The organism is Niveispirillum sp. GW835-FHT14G11 (genome assembly GCF_058793615.1).
Genome location: NZ_JBXAFZ010000015.1, coordinates 1 through 22,878 on the forward strand (window position 1 = coordinate 1; position 22,878 = coordinate 22,878).

Consider the following 22,878-nt stretch of genomic DNA (forward strand, 5'->3'; position numbering starts at 1 on the left):
CAGCAGCAAGCTGGCAGCTATCAGGCGAACCGACTACAATGCACTGCAACCCAGTCGCACTTCAGCGTGAATCCGCCGCCCTTTCTGCTGAAGGACAGCCTGGATTATCCGGGCTTGCCCAGCCGGGGCGGATCGGCATCCAAACCGCTGACGCCGGTCACGTCCGGCCATGACTATGTGCGTCGCCTGGATGCGGCCGGGCTGGTGCCGGTGGGCAAGAGTGCCATGCCGGAATTCGGCCTGCTGGGCGTGACGGAGCCGAAGATCGGCCCCGTGACCCGCAACCCCTGGTCCCCTGCCCATTCACCGGGCGGGTCCAGCGGCGGGGCGGGAGCGGCCGTGGCGGCGGGTCTGGTGCCACTGGCCCATGGCAGCGACGGGGCCGGATCGATCCGCATCCCCGCGTCCTGCTGCGGCATCGTGGGCCTGAAGCCGGGGCGGGGCACTACCGTGCGTGTGCGGGCGCGCCATGTGGTGGAGGATCTGCTGGTCGGCGACAGCCTTATGGCGCGCAGCGTGCGCGATGTGGCCGCCGGCTTCGCCCTGGCCCATCCCGACCGGCCGGCCCCCATCACCGCCCCCTTCCATGGCAAGCTGCGGATCGGCATGATCCTGCCCAAACTGTCCGGCATCATGCCGGAGGTGGAGCCGCTGGCCGCCGTGACGGAGGCCGCCATGCTGTGCGCCGATCTGGGGCATGAGATCATTTCCATCGGCTGGCCCTTCGACGGGCCGGAGGCTGACCGCGCCGAACGCGTGCTGTGGTGTCATATCGGTGCCGATTGCGTGGATGCGGTGCGGGCACAGGGCCGCGACCCCGAACAGGTGCTGGAACCCTGGACCCTGGCATTGGGCCGAACGGCGGAGAGCTTGAGCACCGACGATCTGGAACGCGCCTGGACGCAAGTTGCGGAACTGCCCAAGCGGCTGTCGGCCTTCTACAAGGACGAGTACGACCTGATCCTGACCCCGACCCTGGCCGCCCCGCCGCCGCCGCTGGGTTTCATGGCACCGGACGTGGACCCGGCCCTGCTGATGGAGCGGATGTTCAGCTGGCTGGGCTATACGCCCCTGCAGAACCTGTCGGGCACGCCCGCCATCTCCGTGCCGCTGTCCTGGTCCAAGGACGGCCTGCCCATCGGCGTGATGTTCGCGGCTGACCGCGGGCGGGAGGATCTGCTGCTGTCCCTGGCCTATCAGTTGGAGGAAGCGCGGCCGTGGAAGGACCGCTGGCCGGGTTAAGCCCGCCTGGTCCGCCGCCACCACAGCAGCAATCCATAGACCAGCACATAGGCCAGCCCCATTCCCGTGGCCAGGGCCAGGACGCGGCCCGCCGTACCCCCGGCCTCACCCGTATGCAGCGGATAGAAGGAGGCGACGAAGGACTTGGCCGCCGGCGCCTCCGTCACGGGCCAGGCGCCCCGGATGCTGGCGTCGTTGGCATTGACGATCACCAGGCTGCCGCCATAGCCGCCACGGTAAAGCTCGCCCGGCGCCCGCACCCACAGGTAATAGCTGGCATCGGCGTCGGACGGCACGGTGGTGCCCACGAAGCGGCTGCCGGGAATGGCGGCCACGCCGGTCTGAACCGCCGCCGCCAGCCCCACGCCTGGTCCCTGTGGCGGGTTGGCGGGCAGCTGAATGTCCTCCGCCCCCACCAGATCGCCGATCTCATGCTCGAACAGGATCAGGCTGCCGGTGCCGGCCAGCAGCAGGGCCGGGATCACCACCCACAGCCCCACGGCCCTGTGCAGGGAATAGGACCGTGCCACCGGATGCGCCGTTTTCAGCGGCGTCAGCGCCCGGCGCCAGCCCCCGCCGCGCGGCCACGCCACCACCAACCCGAAGATCAGGTTGGTGACCAGCAGCAACCCGGTGACCGCCATGATCCAATGCCCGACACGCCCGGCCAGCAGGTCGATATGGATGCCGCGCATCAGTTCGAAGAAGGTATATTCATCCGCCGGCCGGTCGCGCAGCACCGCGCCCCCGCCATCGATCCGCGCCTTGCGCGCCACGCCGTCGGCGTCCTTGTAGTTCACGACATAACGGTCGGGCAGGCCGGCCGTCGTCCAGATCCACACCACCCCCGGCCCCAGCGCGTCCAGCCGCCGCTCCACCGCCGCCATGTCGGTGGGCCGGCTGTCGGTGCTGATCAGCGCGTCATCCAGTTCGAAATGAAAACTCAGCAGGGTGCCCGTGACGGCCTGGACCAGCCAGAACAGGGCGGCGCCCAGGCCCAGCCAGCGATGCAGCCGCACGAACCAGCCACGTGGCGTCACCTTCTGCCGGCCTGACGATGGATTGGACATCATTACCCCCGATTATTCCCCGTTGCGATTCAGATGCCGTCTGCGCGTGGCGCCCGAAACCCCCAGTTTCCCTGAACCACACGGGTCCAATATTTCAACCTGTCGCCGCGGCCAGGATGGCGATGGCGGCACGCGCCTCCGCCTCGTCCAGGGATGCGAAGCCGACGCGCAGGCCGCGCGGCGCGTCGGGCCGGGCCATGAAGGAGCGTGAACCGGCGAAGCGCAGCCCGCCGGCCCTGGCCCGCTCCTCGATCCCGTCCATGTCCCCAGCAAAGCGCAGCCAGAAGGCCAGGCCGCCATCGGGGATGCGGAAATCCACCCGATCGCCCAGCACACGGCGCAGTTCGGCGGCAAAGCTTTCGCGGCGTCCGGCATAGACCTGGCGCGCCTTGCGGGCGTGGCGGCGCAACTCGCCATTCTCGATCAGGATGGCGGCGGTGGTTTCCGTCACCCCGTTGCCCATGCCGTCGCTCAGCGACACCATATGGGCCAGCGCATCCACCACCGGGGCCGGGGCCGCGACATAGCCGATGCGCAGCGCCGGCAGCAGCAGCTTGGACAGCGATCCGACATGGATCACCTGGGCGGGCGCATAGGCCGCGATGGGCAGCAACGGCTGCGACTGGAAATGGAATTCATGGTCGTAATCATCCTCGATCAGCGCGAAGCCGTGCTGTCGCGCCAGTTCCACCAGCCGCAGCCGCCGGTCGGGCCGTAATGCCACCGTGGTGGGGAACTGATGGTGCGGGGTCACAAAGACGGCCTTCACCTTGTGCTGGCGGCAGGCAATCTCCACCGCGTCCATATCCATCCCATCCTCGTCCAGGCCCACGGGAATGATGCGGGCCCCCAGCGCCTGGAACGCGGCCATGGCCGGTTCATAGGTCAGTTCTTCCATGACCACCGCGTCGCCGGGGCGCAGCAGGGCCATGGCCGCCAGGAAGATGCCGTTCTGGCTGCCGCGCGTGATGCAGATATTCTCCGCCCCCACCGGCATGCCACGCTGGGTTTTCAGCATGACGGCAATGGCGTCCCGCAATTCCGGCACACCGCGCGGATCGCGATATTGCAGGCCGTTGGCGCGCGAGGCGCGGTGTGTGGCGGCGCGATAGGCACGCGCCAGCAGTTCCGGCGGAAACAGCCGCCCGTCGGGCGCGCCCTCATCCAGCTTCAGCCCCGTTCCTCCCGGCAGGGCCAGCGGGCGTTCCGGCGGGACGTTGAAGCCATAGCCCGCTTCGGCGGGGCTGCCGGGGCGAGGGGTGACCTTGCGCTTGGTCCCCCCGCTTTCCGGCAATGTCACCGACACCATGGTGCCGCGCGTGGCCGTACTGGCCAGCCAGCCCTGGGCGATCAGATCCTCATAGGCCAGCACCACCGTCTTGCGGTTGACGCCCAGCATTTCCGCCAGTGCGCGGCTGGACGGCAAATAGGTGCCCGACGCCAGCCGCCCGCTTTCGATATCGTGGATCACCGCCTGGATGATCTGCATGTAGAGGGGGGCTGGGCGGGTGGCGTCGATCCGCTCGCTCAGGCCAGCCTGCCAGGTGCGCGCCATTGGACCCTTCGATTTTATCATCTTGGTGGTTTCCTATGGTCCAATCCCGCCCGATCATCAAGCCCTGGCAACGGGTAATCCGTGGAACGCAGACGGGTAAACAGGGCATGTCCACCATTTTCGAGACTTACAGCGCCGCCGATATCCGCCATCTCATCGACCGGCATCCGCTGGCCTGGGTCATGACCCCGGACGGGGAGGAGGCGAGCCTGCTGCCCCTGGTGGGTGTCTATGATGAGGAGGGCGGTTTGACCGAACTGATCGGCCATTTCGCACGGTCCAATCCGCTGAACGCCGCATTGGCGCGTGATCCGCGCGCGGTGATCCTGTTTCGCGGGCCGCAATCCTACGTCTCCCCCTCCCATGCTGGGCGGCGCGACTGGGCCCCGACCTGGAACTATGCCCAGCTGCGGGTCTGGGCCGAGGTGACGGTGGAAGAGGGGCTGACCGCCCCGTCCCTGGACCTGCTGGCCGGACAGGTGGAGCGTGACATGACGCAGCCCTGGACCCCGTCGGAATTGGGCCCGCGCTATGACCAGCTGATCCGGCACATTGTCGGCTTCCGCGCCCGCGTCACGCGGACCCGGGGCAAGTTCAAGCTGGGCCAGGATGAACGGCCCGACACGCTGCGCAATATCCTGGCCAGCGTTCCCGACACCGACCTTGCCGACTGGATGCGCCGTTTCAATCCCGGAAGGTGGGAGGTGGGCAGCGATGTCTGAGCCTGTGCTGATGATCGGCTGTGGCCGCATGGGCGGGGCCATCGCCCGGGCCCTGGTGTCCAGTAACCGGGTCCTGGCCTTCGACCCGCACGCTGCGGAATTGCCGGCCGGGGTGGAACGGCTGTCCTCCCTGGCCGACGCGTCCGGCTGCGGCACCATCATCCTGGCGGTGAAGCCGCAGACCTTCGCCACCATCGCGCCGGATCTGGCGGCACTGGGCGGGCCGGAAACGCTGGTCCTGTCGATCATGGCCGGCATCCCCTTGGCCCGGCTGGGGGCGGCGGCTGGGGTGGATGCCGCCATCGTGCGCGCCATGCCCAACACGCCGGCCGCCATCGGCCATGGCATCAGTGCGGCGGTGGCATCCCCCGCCGTCACCGATGCCCAGCGCGGCGCCGTGGACCGCATCCTGCACCCCACGGGGGCGTTGCTCTGGCTTGAAAGTGAGGGCGACCTGGACGCCGTCACCGCCCTGTCCGGCAGCGGCCCCGCCTATTTCTTCCGCTTTACCGAGGCGCTGATCCGCGCCGGCATGGCCGAAGGGCTGGACGCGCAGACCGCGACCCGGCTGGCCCGCCAGACCTTTATCGGCGCCGCCCGTCTGGCGGAGGCGGAAAATGCGGGACTGGATGAATTGCGCCGTCAGGTGACCAGCCCCGGCGGCACCACCGCCGCCGGCCTGGGCGCGATGGAGGGGACCATCGATGTCCTGGCGGGTCAGGTGATCGGTGCCGCCGCTGCCCGGTCACGCGAACTGGCAGGTTAGCGTATCCGCGCCGACTGGCACGGTGCCGCACGTGCGGAGCCAAGCCAAGCCGCCGGATGGCGGCGCCCGGCGCCTGAGGGACAAAAGGAATGATGCGATGTTCGATCTGTTGAAGGGTGTGCGCGTCGTCGATCTGTCCACCGTGGTGCTGGGCCCCTATGCCACGCAACTGGTGGCCGATATGGGCGCCGATGTCATCAAGGTGGAGACAACGGCCGGCGATGTGTTCCGCGCCGCCCGGCCCGGCCGGCCGGGGGGTGACGGGGCGGGTTTCCTGAACCTGAACCGCAACAAGCGATCCATCGCCCTGGACCTGACCCAAGCCGAGGACAAGCGCATCCTGGACCGGCTGGTCGCATCCGCCGATGTCTTTGTCCACAACATGCGCGAAAATGCTGCCCGCAAGCTGGGCCTGGATTATGCGGCCATCAAGGTCACCAAGCCCGACATCGTCTATTGCGCGGCGCGTGGCTTCGGGCGCGGGTTGTATGGGGATGAGCCGGCCTATGATGACTGTATCCAGGCCGCGTCCGGTCTGGCCTGGCTGAATGCCGACGCCAATGGCGAGCCGCGCTTTGTGCGCACCGTGATGTGCGACAAGGTGGCGGGGCTGCACCTGGCCTTCGCCATCGCCGCCGGTCTGGCGTCGCGCGGCCGCACGGGTGAAGGCTGCCATGTCGAAACCCCGATGTATGAGGCGATGGCCTCATTCCTGCTGATCGAACAACTGTCGGGCCAGAGCTTCGTGCCGCCGCTGCCCGACCGGGGCTATGGGCGGCTGAACTCGCCCGGCCGCCGCCCCTATCGCACGCGCGACGGCTACGTCACCATCATGCCCTACACGGCCGCCCAGTGGCAGCGCTTCCTGCGGCTGGTGGGGCAGGAGGAACTGGCGGCGTCGCCCGATGTGACTGATGACCAGCAAAGATCACGCAATATCGACCGCCTGTATGGGCTGGTGGCGGACGCCGCCCCGGACCGAACCTCCGCCGAATGGCTGGAGACGCTGCGCGCCGCCGACATTCCGTGCGCGCCCGTCAACCGGCTGGAGGATCTGCCGCTTGAGCCACATCTGGCCGGTTCCGGCTATTTCCGCACCATGACCCATCCGGTGGAAGGCGGCCTGATGTACACGGCCCCGCCGTTTGCCAGCGACACCGCCAAAGAGGTGCCCGACCGCCCGGCCCCTGCGCTCGACGCCGACCGGGCGTCGATCCTGGCGGAGCTGGGGTTGAAAGACTAAGGCACGTCTTCTTGTTTCGTCATCCCGGCGAAAGCCGGGACCCAGGGGCCACATGCCCGACCGGCAAGTGGTTCCTTTGATTTCTGTAAATCTGAGCCTGGTGCCCTTGGCCCCTGGGTCCCGGCTTTCGCCGGGATGACGAGGTGGGGTGCTGTAAACTGAACAACCCAGGAAGCCCCCCATGGACAAGCCGCCCCGTTCCTTCCTCATGCGCAAACCCATGGAACTGGCGCGGCAGGACGCCGATAGCGGCGGCATGACCCGCACGCTGGGGCCGTGGCAGCTGATCTTCATTGGCATCGGCTGCATCGTCGGGGCCGGCGTCTATGTGATGACCGGGGCGGCGGCGGCGCATTATGCCGGGCCGGCGGTCATCCTGTCCTTTCTGATCGCGGCGTTGGCCTGCGGCTTCATCTGCCTGTGCTATGCGGAGCTGGCCTCAGTCCTGCCCTTGTCCGGCGCCTCCTACGCCTATGCCTATACGGTGCTGGGGGAGGTGTTCGCCTGGGGACTGGGCTGGATGCTGATGCTGGAATTCGGACTGGCGGGGGCGGCCCTGGCGGTCGGGTTCTCCGGATATCTCACCAGCCTGCTGGGGGATTTCGGCGTTGTCGTGCCCGCCGCCCTCTCCACCTCCTGGCTGCGGGCCCAGGGCGGGACCGGCGGGGTGACGCTGGTGGCTGGCGGGGGCATCAATCTGGTGGCCGTGGCCGCCTTGGGCGTGGTGGCGTGGGTGCTGGTGCGTGGCATCCGGCAGTCGGCCGCGGTCAATACGGTGCTGGTGGTGGTGAAGGTGGGCGTGCTGATCGGCTTCGTCCTGGTCGGGGCCGGCAAGGTGGACAGCGCCAACTGGCTGCCCTTCATCCCGGAGAATGAAGGGGGCTTCCGCTATGGCGTGCCCGGCATCTTCCGCGCCGCCTCCATCCTGTTCTTCGCCTATCTGGGGTTCGAAGCGGTAGCCACGGCGGCGGCCGAGGCCCGCAAGCCGCAGCGCGACGTGCCGCTGGGCATCCTGGGTGCGCTGGTGGCCAGTTCGGTCCTGTACGGTGCCGTGGCTTTGGTGATGACCGGGCTGGTGCCGTTCACGGCATTGGACGCGCCCGACCCGATCGCCGTGGCGGTGGGGGCGGTGGGCATGCCGGTGATGGCCGTCATCATCAAGACCGGGGCTTTGACCGGCCTGGCCTCGGTGCTGCTGATCAACACCTACGCCCAGTCGCGGGTCTGTCACGCCATGTCCAGCGACGGGCTGCTGCCGCCGCGCTTCTCCGGCCTGCATCCGCGTTTCCGCACGCCGGGCTTCGCCACCGTCACCGTGGCCGCTATCTCTGCCGTGGCGGCGGCGCTGTTGCCCATCACCTTGCTGGCCGACATGGTCAGCCTGGGCACGATCTGCGTCTTCTCCACCGTCGCCATCGCCGTCATGAAGCTGCGCACCACCCATCCCGACCTGCCGCGCCCGTTCAGGGTGCCGCTGGGCGGGGTCTGGGTGAAGGGTGTGTGGATCGGCACCGTGCCGGTACTGGCGCTGGCATCCTGCGTCATGATGGCGGGGCCGGTGCTGGATGACGTGGTGACCCGCGCCATCCATGGCGAATGGACCCCGGCCCTGATCCTGCTGGTCTATATCGCCTGCGGCGTCGCGCTCTACCTGGGCTACGGGCACCGCAAGGCACGCATCCGGGCGATGGGTTAGGAACCGAGCTTGCGGGCGACGAACGCCGCCCCGTCGGCAATGGCCCGCCGGGCCAGGGCGGAGATGGACATGGCCTCCAGGAAGCTGTGCAAGGCACCTGGATAGACCACGCATTCCACCTCCACGCCTGCCTGTTTCAGCCGCTCATGCATCTCCAGGCTGTGTTCGGCCACCAGATCCAGTTCCGGCACCACCAGAAAGCAGGGCGGGAACCCGGTGAATTCGGCCAGCAGGGGGCAGGCCTGGGGATCATCCTCATCCGCGGCCCCGCGCAGATAGTTGGCCCAGTATCCCCGTGCCTCCTCCCGGTGCAGGATCGATCCCGGCCCGCCGAACCGCGCCTCCGCCGCATCCGATATGGTGGCGGAAAAGCCGCCATAATTGGACAGCACCGCCTTGACCAGCCCCAGTTCCCCCCGCTCACGCAGGCGCAGGCAGGTGGCAAAGGACAGGTTGCCGCCGGCACTGTCCCCGCCCATGGCCAGCCGGTCGGGATCGATGCCCCAGCGCACGGCATTGTCCTTGAGCCACAGCATCAATCCTTCGATCCGGTTGAGCGCGGTCGGATATTTCGCTTCCGGCGACAAGGGGTAATCGACGCCGACGACCACGAATCCCCCGCGTGAGGCATATTCGCGCATCAGCCGGTCATGGGTGTCGATGCTGAAAAGGGTAAAGCCGCCGCCATGGATATAGACCAGGGCCGGCAGCGGCGCATCGTCGTTGGTGGGCCGGTATACCCGCACCCGCAATTCACCGGCACCGGGATCGAAGCTGCGTTCGAGGGTCCGGGCCATCACCGGCCCGCCCAATCTCCAGCGTGCCCGCACCTTCTCCGCCGCCACCCTTTGGTCGGGAAAGGACATGGTCTCGAACGGTGGGAACTGCTTCCAGTCCTGGCGCATCTGTTCCACGAAGCGGGCGATATCCGGGTCGATCCTGTCCATGTCCTTGCCCCTTTCCGGTGCCTGGTTCTGCCGGGTGGAAGGTGGGTGGTACCAGGGGCCCGCGCAACGCGGTGGAAGGGTAAGCACCCCGGCAATCGGGTAAGGCCAACAGGGCGTAACGCCTTGTTCCGGCACATACCCGGCACCCCTGTGCCCGACTTACCCGTCTTTACCCGGCATTACCCTGTTTAAGACATCCCTCCCGGACGGCGTTGCGCCAAGCTGATTTCCAGCAAGAGGCGAGCGAACGCGTGGAGCCGTGGTCGAGCGTCCGTGCAATCCAAGAATCAATGTTGCTGGCCAAGTACAGCAGGGATGGTAAAGGGGATTATGATGGACATGATGCTTAACGGAACGAGGTCTGCATTGTCGGCAAAGGTGCTGCGACTGGCCTTGCTGTCGACCCTGGCGCTGCCCGGCGTGGCGATGGCGCAGCAGGAAGGCAGCAGCGACGCGCTGGAAGAGATCATCGTGATCGGCGAACGGGCCCTGGTCGGTACCAAGACCAATGCCGCCCTGATCGAGACGCCGCAGGCGATCAGCGTCATCACCGACCAGGAATTCCGTGACCGCACGGCCGTGGATTTGCAGGACATCTATCGCTACAGCGCCGGCGTGTCGGGTGCCACCAGCGTGGACAGCCGCGGTGACTTCGTCACGGCCCGCGGCTTCGATGCCGCCCAGTATCTGGACGGGCTGAAGCGCATGCCCGACTTCATCTACGGCGCCCGGCTGGAGACCTTCACCCTGGAACGCGCCGAAGTGATGCGCGGCCCGTCCTCGGTGCTGTACGGCGCCGGTGGCCCCGGCGGCATCCTGAACGGCGCCAGCAAGACCCCAAAATTCGAGACGGGCGGCGAGGTCGGAATTGTTTTTGGCACCGACAAGCGCAAGCAGATCCAGGGCGACGTGACCGGCGCCCTATCAGAGACGGTGGCCGCCCGCCTGGTGGCCGTGGGGCGCGATGGTGAGTCCCAGTGGGGCACACCCGATGACCGCATCCTGATCAATCCGTCGCTGACCTGGGATATCACGCCTGACACCAGCCTGACGCTGATCGGCCTTTACCAGGATGACAGCCAGGGTTCGCTCGGCTATGTGCCGATCTCAAAGTCGATACTGGCCCCCAACAAGACCAAGCGCGTGGCCTTCAACTTCTACCAGGGCGAGCCCGATTTCGGCGGCATGGACACTAAATACACGTCCGGCTCCGCCCTGTTCAGCCACAAATTCACGCAAGACATCGTCTTCAACAGCCGTACCCGCTATTCCTACATGGATACGGATTACAAGGAGGTTTATGCCGACCTGTCCGATGGCGGCTATTTCGCCTATGCGAACCCGTTCGCCGACGCGGCAGAAACCCTGCTGAAGCGCGAATATTACGTGAACCGGGAGAAGAGCAAGGTCCTGAACACCGACAACAACCTGTCGGTGACCTTCATGACCGGCGACATCAAGCACAATGTCCTGTTCGGCATCGACTATACCTGGTTCAAGCAGAGCAAGGATGAAGGCTTCTCCTGCGACGATTACCAGGGTCTGTTCGGTTGCTTCAACGGCCCCAGCCCGGCGCCGATCAACATCTATGATCCGCAATATGGTGCCACCTTCGGCTATAGCTACACCAACTTCCTGGATTATAAGAGCACGCAGCTGGGCCTCTATGTGCAGGACCAGATCAGCTGGGGCGACCGCGTCCATGTCCTGCTGGGCGCGCGGCGTGACCGGTCCACGTCGGAGCGCAACGGCGTGCGTGAGCTGAAGCAGAACGCCTGGTCCTATCGCGGCGGCATCATCGGCGAACTGGGGGCCGGCATCTCGCCCTATGTCAGCTATTCGGAAAGCTTCCTGCCCGTGCCGGGCGGCGACTATTTCGGCAATGCCTTCAGCCCCCGCACGGCCCGCCAGTATGAGGGCGGCGCCAAGTGGGAGCCGATGCGCGGCGCCCTGATCACCGCCGCCTATTTCGATATCGAGGAAAGCAACTACGTCTCCCAGGATCCGGCCAACATCCAGAATTTCATCCAGGGTGGTTCGGTTGGGTCCAAGGGCGTGGAGTTTGAGGCGACGATCCGCCTGCCGGGCGATTACGACATCGCCGCCTCCTACAGCTACGCCAATCCCAAGGTGCTGACTTCCAGCTCAACCCTGACGGCGGGCAACCGCCTGATCGACATTCCCAAGGAAATGGCGTCCTTCTGGGGCAACAAGACCTTTGAGGTTGGGGCCGACTGGGAGTTCCGGGCCGGTGCCGGCGTCCGCTATATCGGCAACAAGATCGACACCACCCAGACCTTCCTGACCCCGTCCGTGACCCTGGTGGATGCCATGGTGTCCGCCAACTATGGCGACTGGTCGGCATCAGTCAATGCCAGCAACCTGTTCAACAAGAAGTATTATGCCACCTGCGGCCTGTCTTCCCCGCCGGAAGGCTACTGCGTGGCCGCCAAGGATCGCACGGTTCTGGCGTCGGTGACGCGCAAATTCTGATGACGTACAGGAAGGGCGGTTTCGGCCGCCCTTTCGATTCTTGTGGAGAGGTGATTGATGTCGATGCTGTCAGGCCGCACCCGGCGTCGTTGTGTGGAAGGGCTGTTGCTGCTGCTGGGCACCACCGCCCTTGTCTCCTGCGGGGACAAGGTGGACAAGGTTCCGGCCGCCGACCTGCTGTTCACCAATGCCCGCGTCTATACCGTGGAACCGGGCCAGCCCTGGGCCGAGGCCGTGGCCGTCGATGACGGTAAGATCGTCGCCGTCGGCACGTCTGCCGATCTGGCCCGGTACAAGGGTGACGGGACGCGGGTGGTCGATTTGGGCGGACGGCTGCTGATGCCGTCCTTCGGCGATGCGCATGTGCATCCGGTATTCGGCGGCCTGGCCTATTCCCGCTGTTCCCTGCATGAAGGCAAGACGCTGGAGGATTACCAGCGCATCATCGCCGGCTGCATCCAGGCGGCACCCGGCACCGGCACCGTCTATGGCGTGGGCTGGCAGGACGCGCTGTTCCCGCCCAACGGCATCCCCCGCAAGGAGGTGCTGGACGCCGTGTCCACCGACCGTCCGCTGATCTTCGAATCCGTGGGGGGCCACAGCTACTGGGTCAATTCCAAGGCGCTGTCGATGGCGGGTATCACCAAGGCCACGCCGAACCCGCTGAACGGCCAGATCGACAAGGACCCCAAGACAGGGGAGCCTGTGGGTGGCCTTCAAGAAGCCGCCACGGCGCTGGTCCAATCCCTGGTTCCATCGCCGACCGCCGACGAGTTGCAGCATTCGATCATCTATACCGCCGCCATCCTCAACAGCCTGGGCATCACCAACTGGCACGATGCCGGGATCGGGGTGGGCGCGCAGGGCGCCAGCGCCGTGCTGGACGCCTACAAGGCCGTGAAGGACAGGGGCGAACTGACCAGCCATGTCGCCATCGCCATGAAATGGGAGAACGACCAGGGCCTGGAACAGATCCCCAACCTTCTGGCGGCGGCGAAACGGGCCGAAAGCTACGGCTTCAAGGCCCGCGCCGTGAAATTCTATGCCGATGGGGTGATCCCGCAGAAGACGGCGGCGATGATCGAGCCCTATGTGGACGATCCCCACAATCACGGTACGCTGCAGATCACGCCCGAGACGTTCGAAAAGGCCGTGACCCAGCTTGGCGCTGCCGGCATACAGCCCTATGTCCACGCCATCGGTGATGCCGCCACGCGGGTGGCATTGGATGTGTTTGCACATGCCAAATCGGCCAATGGCAGCCTCTATCGCCCGATGATCACCCATATGAATGTCGTGGACCCGACCGATCAGCCGCGCTTTGGCCAGTTGGGCGTCATCGCGCAGTTCCAGGCCACCTGGGCCAGCAACTATCCCTATATGGACCTGACCAAGCAGGTGATCGGACCGGCGCGGTCGCAATGGATCTATCCGGTCAAAAGCATCCTGAAGGGCGGCGGCATCATCGCCTATGGCGCCGACTGGCCCGTGGCCACAGCCAACCCGCTGTTGGGCCTGCAGGTGGCCATCACCCGCGTGAACTATGAGGACACGTCCAGCCCGCCCTTGTTGCCGGGTGAGGTGCTGACCCTGGAAGAGGCGGTGAAGGCCCATACGGCCGATGTCGCCTATGCCAACAGCATGGAAACCTTCACCGGCACCATCGCGACGGGCAAGAGCGCCGACCTGATCGTGCTGGACGCCGACATCTTCAAGGCCGAACCGATGCAGATCGGCAAGAGCAGTGTTCTGCTGACCCTGTTCGAAGGCAAGCCGGTGCATGGCACGCTGGAACAGTTCGGAAAGCCGGCCCAATAGGGCCGGTGGTCCGACCTCGGGTCAATCACTGCCCACAATTCCCCTATAAACCGTCACCCCGGCGAAAGCCGGGGCCCAGTTCGTAGAACAAAGCGTTCGTGATTCTGGGCCCCGGCTTTCGCCGGGGTGACGGTGGATATTGGCGGGAGCCCTGGCAGCCCGAACTTTTACCGCACGGGCGTCCAATGCTCTTACCGCCGCACCCTCACGGCCACTGCATCACCGCGCGCAGCACCATGGTCACCGACCGCGCCGGCACCGTGACATGGGTTTCCCCGTCCAGCACCTTGTAGCTGCTGCGCAGCCCATAGGCCGACAGCGGCTGCAGCCGTTTGGCCAGCGCCGCGCTGTCGGTGACGGTCACCTCCGTCTCCTCCCGCTCGCCCGCCAGCATCAGCAGGCGGGTGGCGCGGCCCAGCGCCGGTTCCTTCTCCAGCCTGGTCTTGAAGGCCGGCTCCTCGGCGACGATGGCCTGATTGTCCCACCAGATCGACGGGCTGGCCGCGACGATGGTGTGAAAGGCGCCGGGCCGGGAATAGAGCACATGCAGCGCGAACAGCCCGCCCAGCGAATGGCCATAGAGCAACTGGCGCAGCGGATGGGTATTGTAGCGCCGGGCGATCTCCGGCCGCAGCTGGTCGATCAGGAAGGCGGCGAACTGGTCACGCCCGCCGGCCGGGAAATCCTTGTAGAGCGCCTTCAGGGCCGGGGTGGCGATGGGGGCGGTGAAATCGCCCATGCGGCGCGGATCATAGGGCGTATCGCCGGGATAGCCGATGCCCACCACGATCATCTTGTCCTGACCGTCCTTATAGACGCTCTGGATACGCCGCGCCTCGGCAAACCCGGCGAACATGGCATTGCCGTCCAGGACATACAGGACCGGATAGCCCTCCTTGGGCGCCTCGCCGGACGGCCTTGAGACGAAGATGCGATAGGTCTGGCCATGGGCGGCCTGGATGTCCCAGGTCTCGGTATCGGGCATGGCGACCTGTGCCACCGGCACCGGGTCCGCCGCCAGGGCGGGCAGGGGGGACAGGGCCAGCAGGCTCGCCCCCAGCAGCAGCGGCTTCAGGATCGAACGCGTTGCCATGTCTTGTCCCCTCTCTCAGGTGATCGGTGGTTGGCGATGTGCCCAGGGATGTGCCGCCTCCAGGCTGGTGCCCAGTGCCAGCAGCACATCATCCCCGCCATGGCCGGTCCAGAACATCGCACCGGCCGGCAATCCATCCGCGCCCTCGAACAGCGGCAGCGACAGGCCGGGATATCCGGCCATATTCTGCAGCTGCGTATGGTTGACATGGCGGAAATGGTCGCGCCACAGCGCATCGAATTCCCGGTCGGGCGCCAGCACGCCCAGCTTGGGTGCCGTGCTGCCGGCCACAGGGCTCAACACCACGTCGAATTCTTCCCAGAACCGGGCCAGATGCAGGTCGATGCGGCCGATGGAAGACAGGGCACCGGCCAGATCGTCGGGCGTGATGTCCTGGCGCCGTTGGGCCAGCCGCAGGGTCCAGGGTTCCAGCAGGTCGCCGGCCGCCGGCCCTAGCTTGGCCTGGAAGATATCCGCTACCTCGCCGGCGCCATAGGACCACATTATGTCGAAGGCGCGGTTGAGTGCTGCCAGATCCAGCGGCAGTTCCCGGCTCTCCACCTTGTGCCCCAACTCCGCGCACAGGGCAGCCGTCTTTCCGATCATCGCCACGATGTCGGGTTCCGGCAACTGCCCGTCCAGCCCGGACAGGCTGACCGCGATGCGCAGCGGCCGGTCCAGGGTCAGCGTTCCCGGCTTCTGCGTGCGCAGCGCCTGTGCCGCCCACACCGTGTCGCGCATCGACCGTCCATAGAGACCGTCCGATGCCAGCAGATCGTCGATCAGGCTGACGGCGCGGGCGCGCAGGTTCCAGTTGCGGCTGGGCTTGAACCCGATGATGCCGCAATGCGACGCCGGGATGCGGATCGACCCGCCGCCATCGCTGCCCGTGGCGAACGGTACCAGGCCGGCGGCCACCGCAGCACCTGCCCCGCTGCTGGACCCGCCGGCCCCGCGCGTCAGGTCCCAGGGATTGCGGGTGGGGCCATAGACCAGCGCCTCGCCCGACCCGATCAGCCCGAATTCCGGCATGGTGGACATGCCGACGGGGATCAGGCCCGCCGCATCCATGGCGGCGGCAAAGGGATAGCGGTTGCGGCCCACCCGGTCGCGGCAGGCACGCGACCCCGATACCCAGGGAAAGCCCGGATATTCCATCGACGCCTTCAGCAGATAGGGCACGCCCGCCATCGGTGCCGATCGGTCGATGCGGGCGGCCTGCGTCAGGGCATGGTCGGCCGCCACATGGCTGACGGCATTCAGCGTCGGGTTCAGGGCGGCGATCCGCTCCAGTGCGGCCCGCACCGGCGCGTCGGGCGGCACCTCGCCCTTGGCGACCAGGGCCGCCTGATCATGGGCGTCCAGCCGGCTCAGCGCTTGCAGGTCGGTGACCATCATTTCCTCTTCACGCGTAGAACGATCAGGTGCGCGACCGCCGCCAGTATCGTGGCATCCAGGGCCGGTACCGTGGTCAGGGAGAGATCAAGGGCCATGGCCGGGATGGTGACGGCCAGCGAGCCCAGCCAGACCGCCACCGCTTCCCAGCGGATGGCGGGGGCTTCCACCTGTTCGGCTGCACCCTGGCGATAAACCATAAACCCGTCGATGACATAGACGGCGGCGATGGGCGGGATGATCAGGCCCAGGGCCACCAGGAACGGGATGAAGCTGTTGATGATGCCCAGCAGCGCAAAGACGCAGCCCACCGCCCCGCCACCCAGGATGAACCAGACCTGCCGCGTCCTGGGGAAGGTCGCAGCCATGGACAGGCTGGCGGAATAGAGGTTGAGTGCATTGATCGTCCACACTGACAGCAGCAGCATCAGCAGCGCCGGCACCCCGAAGCCCAACCCCACCACCAGCTTCATGATGTCCGTCTGCCCCGTCGCCAGGGCGATCAGGGCCGACACCACCATCAGCACGGGCGCCGCGAACGGGAAGGACAGCGCCATGCCGACCAGGGCACCCTTTTCGCTACGGATGAAGCGCGCTAGGTCGGGCATGGCGGCCACCGTCAGCATGTTGCCGCCCACCAGGGCCGACAGCGCGATACCGAAGCTCATCGGCACCGGCGGGTTTGCCACCGGGGCCAGGCTGACCGGCCCGGCATTCATCGAGACATAGCAGACAGCGATCAGGATCACACCGACCAGCGGCACCGCGACCATGGCCAGCCGGTCCAGAGTGCGGAAGCCGAAGATGGTGGAGATGGTGATCAGGATGCTGCCGATGATCACGAAACTGCCGAAGCTGCCGGGAATGCCGAACCCGTCCTCGGCCGCCGCCACCATGGCATCACCGAAGAAGGAGACATTCACCCCGAACCAGCAATAGTGCACCAGAGCAATGACCAGATTGACCAGGGCCGCCCCCTTCACCCCGAAGGAACGCTGCACCAGCAGATAAGTGGTGAGCCGCGTGCGCACAGAGATGATGGCCGTCAGGCAGGCGCCGGCGCACAGCACGATGCCGGCGATCAGGGCCGCCGTCACGGCGGGACCAAAGCCCAGGGCCAACCCCGTCTGCGCCCCGTTCAGGAAGCCCGGCAGGGAGAAGGTGAAGCTGGCGATGATCAGGGCCACGCGCCAACCGGCGACGGTCAGGTGTTCGGGCAGCGGCCCGGATGCATAGGCGTCGCTGGATTGGCCGTGGCTCATGCGCCCTCGATCTTGTTCAGGGTTTCAATGGGGGTGAAGTGCGGATCGAAGCCGAACGCCCCCGGCCCCATCAGGGCCAGCGCCGCCGGTTCACGTAGCATGGACGGCGCCGATGCCGCGATCACCTTCACCCGCTGGCCATATTTCAGGCGCTCCGTGGTGATGGTGTCGGCGGTTTCCCGGTCCATGATGGTGATCAGGTCGGGCACCATGGCACGGACCTCGCCATTCAGCTTGGCCACCAGGTTCTCGTTCTGGAACAGCACTTCCATCTGCCCGCCGCCCCCGAACCCGTCGATCACCACCTTGCCGATGGAAAAGCCGCCCCGCGTCTCCCGCTCCAGGTCGGTGATTTTGCCATCGAACAGGGTCAGGCAATGCGGGTAGAGGCCGGTGGCGCGCAAGGCCGCCGCCAGCGCGTCGAACGGATCGCGCCGTTCGGCCCGCGCATTGCGGATGGCGGCGCCGATGGCGATGGCGGCACTGACGCTGCCGGGGATGGACTGGTGTTTGGCCTGGGCGCCGGTCAGCGGATATTCCACCATATGGGCGATGCCGCCCAGGGCCACGGCCAGGCCGCGGGCGATGCGCTCATGCGTCTGGTTACTGTCCGTCTCGATCACCGCCAGCGACCCGCAGGCCGCCGTCAGCACCGACGGACAGGCCGACACGCCGCGTACATTGAAGATCACCATCTGGCTTTCCGGGAAGGCGCGGCCCATCCCGTCGCAATCGACCACGGGCACGCCCAGTTCCGCCGCCGCGATGAAGGGCGCCAGACCGTTGCCGCCGCCGATCTCCACCGGCAGCACGGCATCGATCCGGCGGCCCATGATCTGCTCCAGCCGCCGCAGCCCGGCCGCCGTCTCCCCGCCGTTCGGCAGCTTTTCCACCGACACGGTGGGGGCGCCGATCCAGCCGCAGGGTGCAACCAGGGCGTCGTCGGCCAGGTCGAACGGGGAGATCAGGTCGAACCCGCCCGTGCGTTCGCACGCGGCCTCGGCCAGCAGCAGCCCGTAATAGGGGTCACCGCCACCGCCGGATCCCAGGAACGCCGCCCCGCGGGCCAGGTCGGCCAGCGCCGCACGATCAATGCGCATGATGGGCTCCTTCATGGACGGCCAAGTCGCCGACCGCCTTCAACCGCACCTGGGCCGACCGGCCCGGCAGGTAGGACAGGAACACTTCTTCCATATCGACAATCTCGATTGTATCGGGGGCGCCGCCGGCCGCCACCACGCGCGACGTGGCATCGTCCTTCAGGCGGGCCAGCGCCGTCTCACGCGGCAGTACGGCATAATCGACGATCTGTTCGATCTGCGCGCCGATCTGGGCGATGGCGGCACCCACGGCGTTGGCCACGTCGGCATGGGGCGGGCGGATCACCTTGGCCGCCCCCTTCAGATCGTCGGCGACCAGGAAATGCCCGCCGCCGACGGCGATGATGGTGGCATCGCCGCGCGATGTCTTCATCCGGTCCACACCATCGGCCAGCATGGTCTGGATGCGGGTCCAGATGCTGTCCAGCCTGGCGGCGCCCAATGCTGGAACGCGCGACACATCACCGAACGATGCCTTGCCCGCGGCCACCGCGATATCGCTGGTGGTCAGGGTTGCGCCGCCGAACAGGAAGGCATCCTGCGTGATGCGATAGCCCACGGAATCCGGCCCGATGCGCAGGTCCGCCTCATCCAGATGGACGCGGGTACCGCCGCCCAGGCCGATGGCCAGGATGTCCGGCATGCGGAAATTGGTGCGCACCCCGCCAATATCGACGGCGATGGAGCTTTCGCGCGGGAACCCATTGGCCAGCACGCCGATATCGCAGGTGGTGCCGCCCACATCCATGACGATCCCGTCCTGCACGCCGGTCAGGAAGGCGGCACCGCGCATGGAATTGGTGGGGCCTGACCCGATAGTCATCACCGGATACCGCGCCGCATAGGCGGCGGAAATCAGTGTCCCGTCATTCTGCGAGATATAAAGCGGGGCGGCCAGCCCCAGATCCTTCAACGCCCGCTCGAACGACGCGATCACATGCCGGGCCAAACTGGCCAAGGCGGCATTCAGGATGACGCCGTTTTCCCGCTCGATCAGGCCCAGGCGGCCGATGGCGTGCGACAGGCTGATCTCGGCTTGCGGATGTTCCTGGCGGAGGATGTCGGCGGCCCGGTCCTCCATGGCGGCATTGATGGGGGCAAACGCGCTGCTGACGGCGATGCTGGTGATGCCGCGTTCCTTGCAGGCCTTTGCGGCGGCCCGCACCTTGCCCTCATCGAACGGCGATATCTCGCGCCCATCCACCTCGTACCCGCCGGGCAGCAGGAAACAGTCGCGGCCCACCTGTGCGGCCAGCGCATCCGGCCAGCCGGTCAACGGCGGCAGCGCCTCGCCCGACGGGCTGGCCAGCCGGATGACGCCCACGCGGTCCAGATGCTTGCGTTCCACCAGGGCATTGGTGAAATGCGTCGTCCCGATCATCACGGCCGTGACCGTGGCGGGCGATACATCCGCCTTGGACAGCACGGCGGTGATCGCCGCTGCCACGCCCGTGCTGACATCCGCTGTCGTGGGCTGCTTGGTGGAGGCCACGACCAGGCTGCCATCTATCAGGACGGCATCCGTGTTCGTTCCACCCACATCGACGCCAATGCGCACTCCTCAACCCTCCCCACGCCTTAATCTCCCCTGGATTAGAGGGAACGGCACCCCGATGCGGCAACGCGGAAAACGGGTGTAGGCGGCCAGGAACGGGTAAGCGGCCGGTTTGGGGCGGGTAGAAGTGTTGAAAGGCCGATCCCCAGACCGTAACGTGCCTGTCACGGACCCCCGGCACCCGGAACAGTTGGCAAGGTGAGGCTCCATGGATGAATTGATCGCCGCCAAGTTCGGCCCGCCCGTCTGGATGGGCGACCAGATCCGGCGCGACGCCCTGCTGGACCTGATGGACCAGGCGCTGACCCACCGGCTGACCCTGGTGCAGGCGCCGGCCGGCTATGGCAAGACCAGCATCCTGGCGCAATGGCGCGAACAACTGGCCAGACGGTCGGTCAAGGCCGTGTGGCTGACCCTGGAACGCGATGATTGCGACCTGAAGCGGCTGGTCCGTTACCTGGTGCTGGCCATCCGGGGGGAGGGGGGCGCGGGCGACCCGCCGGCCCTGGCCGCCGACTTGCCGCCGCGTGCCGCCTTGTCCGCCATCGTCAATGAGCTGGCAGGGGAGGCGGGGCCCTTCGTCCTGATCCTGGACGATCTGCACCATGCCCAGGGCGACGGGGTGGCGGGGTTCCTGCAGGCGCTGATCCGGCTGGCGCCCGCTAATTGCCGCTTCGTCCTGGCCTCGCGCGATTACCCGTGGCTGGGCCAGTCCGCCCTGGCGGCGGAAGAACAACTGCTGGAGATCACCGCCCACGATCTGCGCTTTTCCAGCCAAGAGGCGGAAAGCCTGCTGGCGCGCGCCGGCCGCACCCTGGCCGCCGACGATGTCGGCCGCATCCTGGACCGCACCGAAGGCTGGCCCATCGCCCTGCAGCTGACCTCCCTGTCGTTGAAGCGCGGCATCGGCCAGGAACGGCTGATCGCGCAGTCGGGTGGGTCGGGGGCCGATCTGGCCCGCTACCTGTCCGAACAGGTGCTGATGACCCTGCCGGACGAGGTGCGTGAGGTGGTGATCCGCACCGCCCTGCTGGACCGGCTGACGGGTGATCTGGTCAATCTGCTCTGCGGCCGGTCCGATGGCTGGCTGGTGCTGGAACGGCTGGAACAGCAGGGCGTGTTCCTGACGGCTGTGGGGCCGGACCGGCGCGAATACCGCTATCACCAGCTCTTTGCCGAATATCTGCGCGACCGGCTGGAACGGTCGGACAGCGTCCTGTTCGCGGCCTTGCAGCGCCGGGCCGCCGACTGGTTCGCGCAGCGCGGGCAGGTGGCCGACGCCGTCAACCATGCCATCCTGGCCGGCGACAACATGCGCCTGGCGGAGATATTGGAGGAGGCGGGCGGCTGGCGCCTGATCCCGCAGGGGCTGCAGGGCGTGGTGGCGCGCGGGCTGGCGCAATTGCCCCGTGCCCTGGTGCATGCCCGGCCGCGGCTGGTGCTGGCCCATGTCTATCTGCAGATGAAGCTGGGTGAACTGGGGGCGGCCCGCGTCACCTTCGACGCGTTTGCCGTGCGGACGGAAGATGCGGTGCTTTCCGCCGACCTGCGCACCGAGATCCAGGTGGTGGGCGACACGCTGGCCGATTACGAGAACCAGCCTGCCAGCTTCGACGACCTGCTGGCGCGTGAGGCGCTGCTGCGCAAGCTGCCGGCCAACGACCATCTGATCCTGGCCAATATCAGCGAGACCCTGGCCGCGAAATATTTCGAAGGCGGATGGCTGGAGCGCGCATTGCAGCCCACCCTGGCGGCGCGGGAGCATTACCGGGCCTTCGGCTCGCTCTACAGCGACATCTTCACCCGGTTCCTGGAGGCGCGCATCAAGCGCGGGCAGGGACGGTCGAAGGAGGCGGAGACCATCCTGGCCGCCGCAAAGCAGGAGATCGTGGAGAATTTCGGCGATCATTCCGACCTAGCCGCCAATTGCGGCGCTTTCCAGGCCGAGCTGCTGTATGAGCAGGACCGCGTGGCCGATGCCCGCGCCCTGCTGGAATGGGCCTTGCCTCATATGGAACAGTCCGACGGCTGGGTCGATGTCTATGCGGTGGCCTATTTCACCGAGGCCAAGGCGCTGGCCGGGGAAGGGGCCTTTGATGAGGCCTGGACCATCATCGCCCGCGCCCGCCGCACGGCGGCGCGCCGCCGACTGCGGCAGCTGGAACTGCTGGCCGACATCGCGGAGGTGGAACTGCTGATCGTGCATGGCGCCGGGCTGGATGCGGCCATCGCGGCGGCCGGGGCGGCGGGGATCGACGGGCTGGCGGCGATGGCGACGGCGGAATCCCCGCTCTACCGGCCGGTGGCCCTGGCGGCGTCGCTGGCACGGGTGAAGCTGAACCTGCTGTCGGGCGATGTCGCCCCGGCCATGGCGGAACTGTCGCTGCTGCGCGCCTGGGCGGATCAGCGCGGCGCGGGCCGGCTGCTGATCGATATCAACATCCTGGCCGCCTTCGGCCATCGTGCCCTGGGCCAGGGGGAGGAGGCGCGGACCTGCTTCGACGATGCCGTGGGCATCGCCATGTTCCAGAACATCGTCCGCCCCTTCGTCGAGGCCCGCCGTTTTGTGCAGCCCAGCCTGGACGAGGCGATGGAGGATGGGGCGCAGGTGGACCGGTTCCGGGGCCAGTTCCTGAAGGTTCTGGCCAAATCGGTGCTGGCCTGCCGCAACAACATCACCGCCCCCGGCCTGTTCAACGAGGCAGAGGCGGAGGTGCTCAATCTGCTGTGCCAGGGTCATTCCAACAAGGAGATCGCACGCCTGATCGGCATGTCGCCGGATACGGTCAAGTACCGGCTGAAATCGCTGTTCCGTAAGATCGGGGTCAGCAAACGCCGCGATGCGGTGCGGGTGTCGGCCGAACGCGGCCTGATCCCCGGCGCGGGCACGCGGCCGGCGGCGGTGCCGGCCGCCCTGTAAC

The 22,878-nt window shown here is 67.0% G+C and carries 16 protein-coding genes; 8 read left to right on the forward strand and 8 right to left on the reverse strand.

What is annotated here, in order from left to right; genetic code table 11:
- Positions 1 to 1,242: amidase (locus AC1Q7F_RS24550; RefSeq protein WP_492511174.1), on the forward strand; the 1,242-nt coding region annotated here is incomplete at its 5' end.
- On the opposite strand, the gene AC1Q7F_RS24555 is transcribed toward AC1Q7F_RS24550, so the two are convergent.
- Entirely contained in the window at positions 1,239 to 2,312 is a 1,074-nt protein-coding gene (locus AC1Q7F_RS24555; RefSeq protein WP_492511175.1) for a PepSY-associated TM helix domain-containing protein, read from the reverse strand. The genes AC1Q7F_RS24550 and AC1Q7F_RS24555 overlap by 4 nt on opposite strands.
- A gap of 94 nt (positions 2,313 to 2,406) precedes the next feature.
- Positions 2,407 to 3,867, reverse strand: coding sequence for a MocR-like pyridoxine biosynthesis transcription factor PdxR (gene pdxR / locus AC1Q7F_RS24560; protein WP_492511176.1), 1,461 nt, complete (start codon positions 3,865 to 3,867; stop codon positions 2,407 to 2,409).
- Positions 3,868 to 3,974: 107 nt separating this feature from the next.
- On the opposite strand from pdxR, the gene AC1Q7F_RS24565 reads away from it, so the two are divergent.
- From AC1Q7F_RS24565 to AC1Q7F_RS24580, 4 genes are all read left to right on the forward strand, one after another.
- Positions 3,975 to 4,589 carry an FMN-binding negative transcriptional regulator gene (locus AC1Q7F_RS24565; protein ID WP_492511177.1) on the forward strand — a complete coding sequence of 205 codons (615 nt, stop codon included), beginning with the start codon at positions 3,975 to 3,977 and terminating at the stop codon, positions 4,587 to 4,589.
- Positions 4,582 to 5,355 carry a pyrroline-5-carboxylate reductase gene (gene proC, locus AC1Q7F_RS24570; protein WP_492511178.1) on the forward strand — a complete coding sequence of 258 codons (774 nt, stop codon included), beginning with the start codon at positions 4,582 to 4,584 and terminating at the stop codon, positions 5,353 to 5,355. Before AC1Q7F_RS24565 ends, proC begins: the two co-directional genes overlap by 8 nt.
- A gap of 97 nt (positions 5,356 to 5,452) precedes the next feature.
- Positions 5,453 to 6,598: a CaiB/BaiF CoA transferase family protein gene (locus AC1Q7F_RS24575; protein WP_492511179.1), complete on the forward strand. Its 1,146-nt coding sequence runs from the start codon at positions 5,453 to 5,455 to the stop codon at positions 6,596 to 6,598.
- A 181-nt stretch (positions 6,599 to 6,779) separates the two neighbouring features.
- Positions 6,780 to 8,294 carry an APC family permease gene (locus AC1Q7F_RS24580; protein ID WP_492511180.1) on the forward strand — a complete coding sequence of 505 codons (1,515 nt, stop codon included), beginning with the start codon at positions 6,780 to 6,782 and terminating at the stop codon, positions 8,292 to 8,294.
- On the opposite strand, the gene AC1Q7F_RS24585 is transcribed toward AC1Q7F_RS24580, so the two are convergent.
- Positions 8,291 to 9,241 carry an alpha/beta hydrolase fold domain-containing protein gene (locus AC1Q7F_RS24585; protein ID WP_492511181.1) on the reverse strand — a complete coding sequence of 317 codons (951 nt, stop codon included), beginning with the start codon at positions 9,239 to 9,241 and terminating at the stop codon, positions 8,291 to 8,293. The two genes, AC1Q7F_RS24580 and AC1Q7F_RS24585, sit on opposite strands and share 4 nt — an antisense overlap.
- A 333-nt stretch (positions 9,242 to 9,574) precedes the next feature.
- Between AC1Q7F_RS24585 and AC1Q7F_RS24590 the strand changes: the two genes are divergently transcribed.
- Entirely contained in the window at positions 9,575 to 11,734 is a 2,160-nt protein-coding gene (locus AC1Q7F_RS24590; protein ID WP_492511182.1) for a TonB-dependent siderophore receptor, read from the forward strand.
- Positions 11,735 to 11,791: 57 nt separating this feature from the next.
- Positions 11,792 to 13,552 carry an amidohydrolase gene (locus AC1Q7F_RS24595; RefSeq protein WP_492511183.1) on the forward strand — a complete coding sequence of 587 codons (1,761 nt, stop codon included), beginning with the start codon at positions 11,792 to 11,794 and terminating at the stop codon, positions 13,550 to 13,552.
- A 205-nt stretch (positions 13,553 to 13,757) separates the two neighbouring features.
- On the opposite strand, the gene AC1Q7F_RS24600 is transcribed toward AC1Q7F_RS24595, so the two are convergent.
- The 5 genes from AC1Q7F_RS24600 to AC1Q7F_RS24620 are packed head-to-tail and all read right to left on the reverse strand — an operon-like array spanning position 13,758 to position 19,960.
- The gene (locus tag AC1Q7F_RS24600; protein ID WP_492511184.1) at positions 13,758 to 14,645 is read right to left on the reverse strand and encodes an alpha/beta hydrolase; all 888 of its coding nucleotides are present in this window, start codon (positions 14,643 to 14,645) and stop codon (positions 13,758 to 13,760) included.
- A gap of 15 nt (positions 14,646 to 14,660) precedes the next feature.
- Positions 14,661 to 16,043 carry an amidase gene (locus tag AC1Q7F_RS24605; RefSeq protein ID WP_492511185.1) on the reverse strand — a complete coding sequence of 461 codons (1,383 nt, stop codon included), beginning with the start codon at positions 16,041 to 16,043 and terminating at the stop codon, positions 14,661 to 14,663.
- On the reverse strand, positions 16,040 to 17,302 hold the full coding sequence (locus AC1Q7F_RS24610) for a cytosine permease (protein WP_492511186.1): 1,263 nt from the start codon (positions 17,300 to 17,302) through the stop codon (positions 16,040 to 16,042). The genes AC1Q7F_RS24605 and AC1Q7F_RS24610 overlap by 4 nt, the downstream gene beginning before the upstream one ends.
- A complete protein-coding gene (locus AC1Q7F_RS24615) occupies positions 17,299 to 18,402 on the reverse strand; it encodes an S-methyl thiohydantoin desulfurase family protein (RefSeq protein ID WP_492511187.1) in 1,104 nt (367 codons plus the stop codon). The genes AC1Q7F_RS24610 and AC1Q7F_RS24615 overlap by 4 nt, the downstream gene beginning before the upstream one ends.
- The gene (locus AC1Q7F_RS24620; RefSeq protein WP_492511188.1) at positions 18,392 to 19,960 is read right to left on the reverse strand and encodes a hydantoinase/oxoprolinase N-terminal domain-containing protein; all 1,569 of its coding nucleotides are present in this window, start codon (positions 19,958 to 19,960) and stop codon (positions 18,392 to 18,394) included. The genes AC1Q7F_RS24615 and AC1Q7F_RS24620 overlap by 11 nt, the downstream gene beginning before the upstream one ends.
- A 205-nt stretch (positions 19,961 to 20,165) precedes the next feature.
- Here AC1Q7F_RS24620 and AC1Q7F_RS24625 point away from each other — a divergent pair, with 205 nt between their 5' ends.
- On the forward strand, positions 20,166 to 22,877 hold the full coding sequence (locus AC1Q7F_RS24625; RefSeq protein WP_492511189.1) for a helix-turn-helix transcriptional regulator: 2,712 nt from the start codon (positions 20,166 to 20,168) through the stop codon (positions 22,875 to 22,877).
- Position 22,878 lies beyond the last annotated feature (1 nt).

What these genes read in the sequence shown, in the direction of transcription:
- AC1Q7F_RS24555 (WP_492511175.1), bottom strand. Translation starts at nt 2,312, where the DNA reads ATGTCCAATCCATCGTCAGGCCGGCAGAAGGTGACGCCACGTGGCTGG.
- pdxR (WP_492511176.1), bottom strand. Translation starts at nt 3,867, where the DNA reads ATGGCGCGCACCTGGCAGGCTGGCCTGAGCGAGCGGATCGACGCCACC.
- AC1Q7F_RS24565 (WP_492511177.1), top strand. Translation starts at nt 3,975, where the DNA reads ATGTCCACCATTTTCGAGACTTACAGCGCCGCCGATATCCGCCATCTC.
- proC (WP_492511178.1), top strand. Translation starts at nt 4,582, where the DNA reads ATGTCTGAGCCTGTGCTGATGATCGGCTGTGGCCGCATGGGCGGGGCC.
- AC1Q7F_RS24575 (WP_492511179.1), top strand. Translation starts at nt 5,453, where the DNA reads ATGTTCGATCTGTTGAAGGGTGTGCGCGTCGTCGATCTGTCCACCGTG.
- AC1Q7F_RS24580 (WP_492511180.1), top strand. Translation starts at nt 6,780, where the DNA reads ATGGACAAGCCGCCCCGTTCCTTCCTCATGCGCAAACCCATGGAACTG.
- AC1Q7F_RS24585 (WP_492511181.1), bottom strand. Translation starts at nt 9,241, where the DNA reads ATGGACAGGATCGACCCGGATATCGCCCGCTTCGTGGAACAGATGCGC.
- AC1Q7F_RS24590 (WP_492511182.1), top strand. Translation starts at nt 9,575, where the DNA reads ATGGACATGATGCTTAACGGAACGAGGTCTGCATTGTCGGCAAAGGTG.
- AC1Q7F_RS24595 (WP_492511183.1), top strand. Translation starts at nt 11,792, where the DNA reads ATGTCGATGCTGTCAGGCCGCACCCGGCGTCGTTGTGTGGAAGGGCTG.
- AC1Q7F_RS24600 (WP_492511184.1), bottom strand. Translation starts at nt 14,645, where the DNA reads ATGGCAACGCGTTCGATCCTGAAGCCGCTGCTGCTGGGGGCGAGCCTG.
- AC1Q7F_RS24605 (WP_492511185.1), bottom strand. Translation starts at nt 16,043, where the DNA reads ATGATGGTCACCGACCTGCAAGCGCTGAGCCGGCTGGACGCCCATGAT.
- AC1Q7F_RS24610 (WP_492511186.1), bottom strand. Translation starts at nt 17,302, where the DNA reads ATGAGCCACGGCCAATCCAGCGACGCCTATGCATCCGGGCCGCTGCCC.
- AC1Q7F_RS24615 (WP_492511187.1), bottom strand. Translation starts at nt 18,402, where the DNA reads ATGCGCATTGATCGTGCGGCGCTGGCCGACCTGGCCCGCGGGGCGGCG.
- AC1Q7F_RS24625 (WP_492511189.1), top strand. Translation starts at nt 20,166, where the DNA reads ATGGATGAATTGATCGCCGCCAAGTTCGGCCCGCCCGTCTGGATGGGC.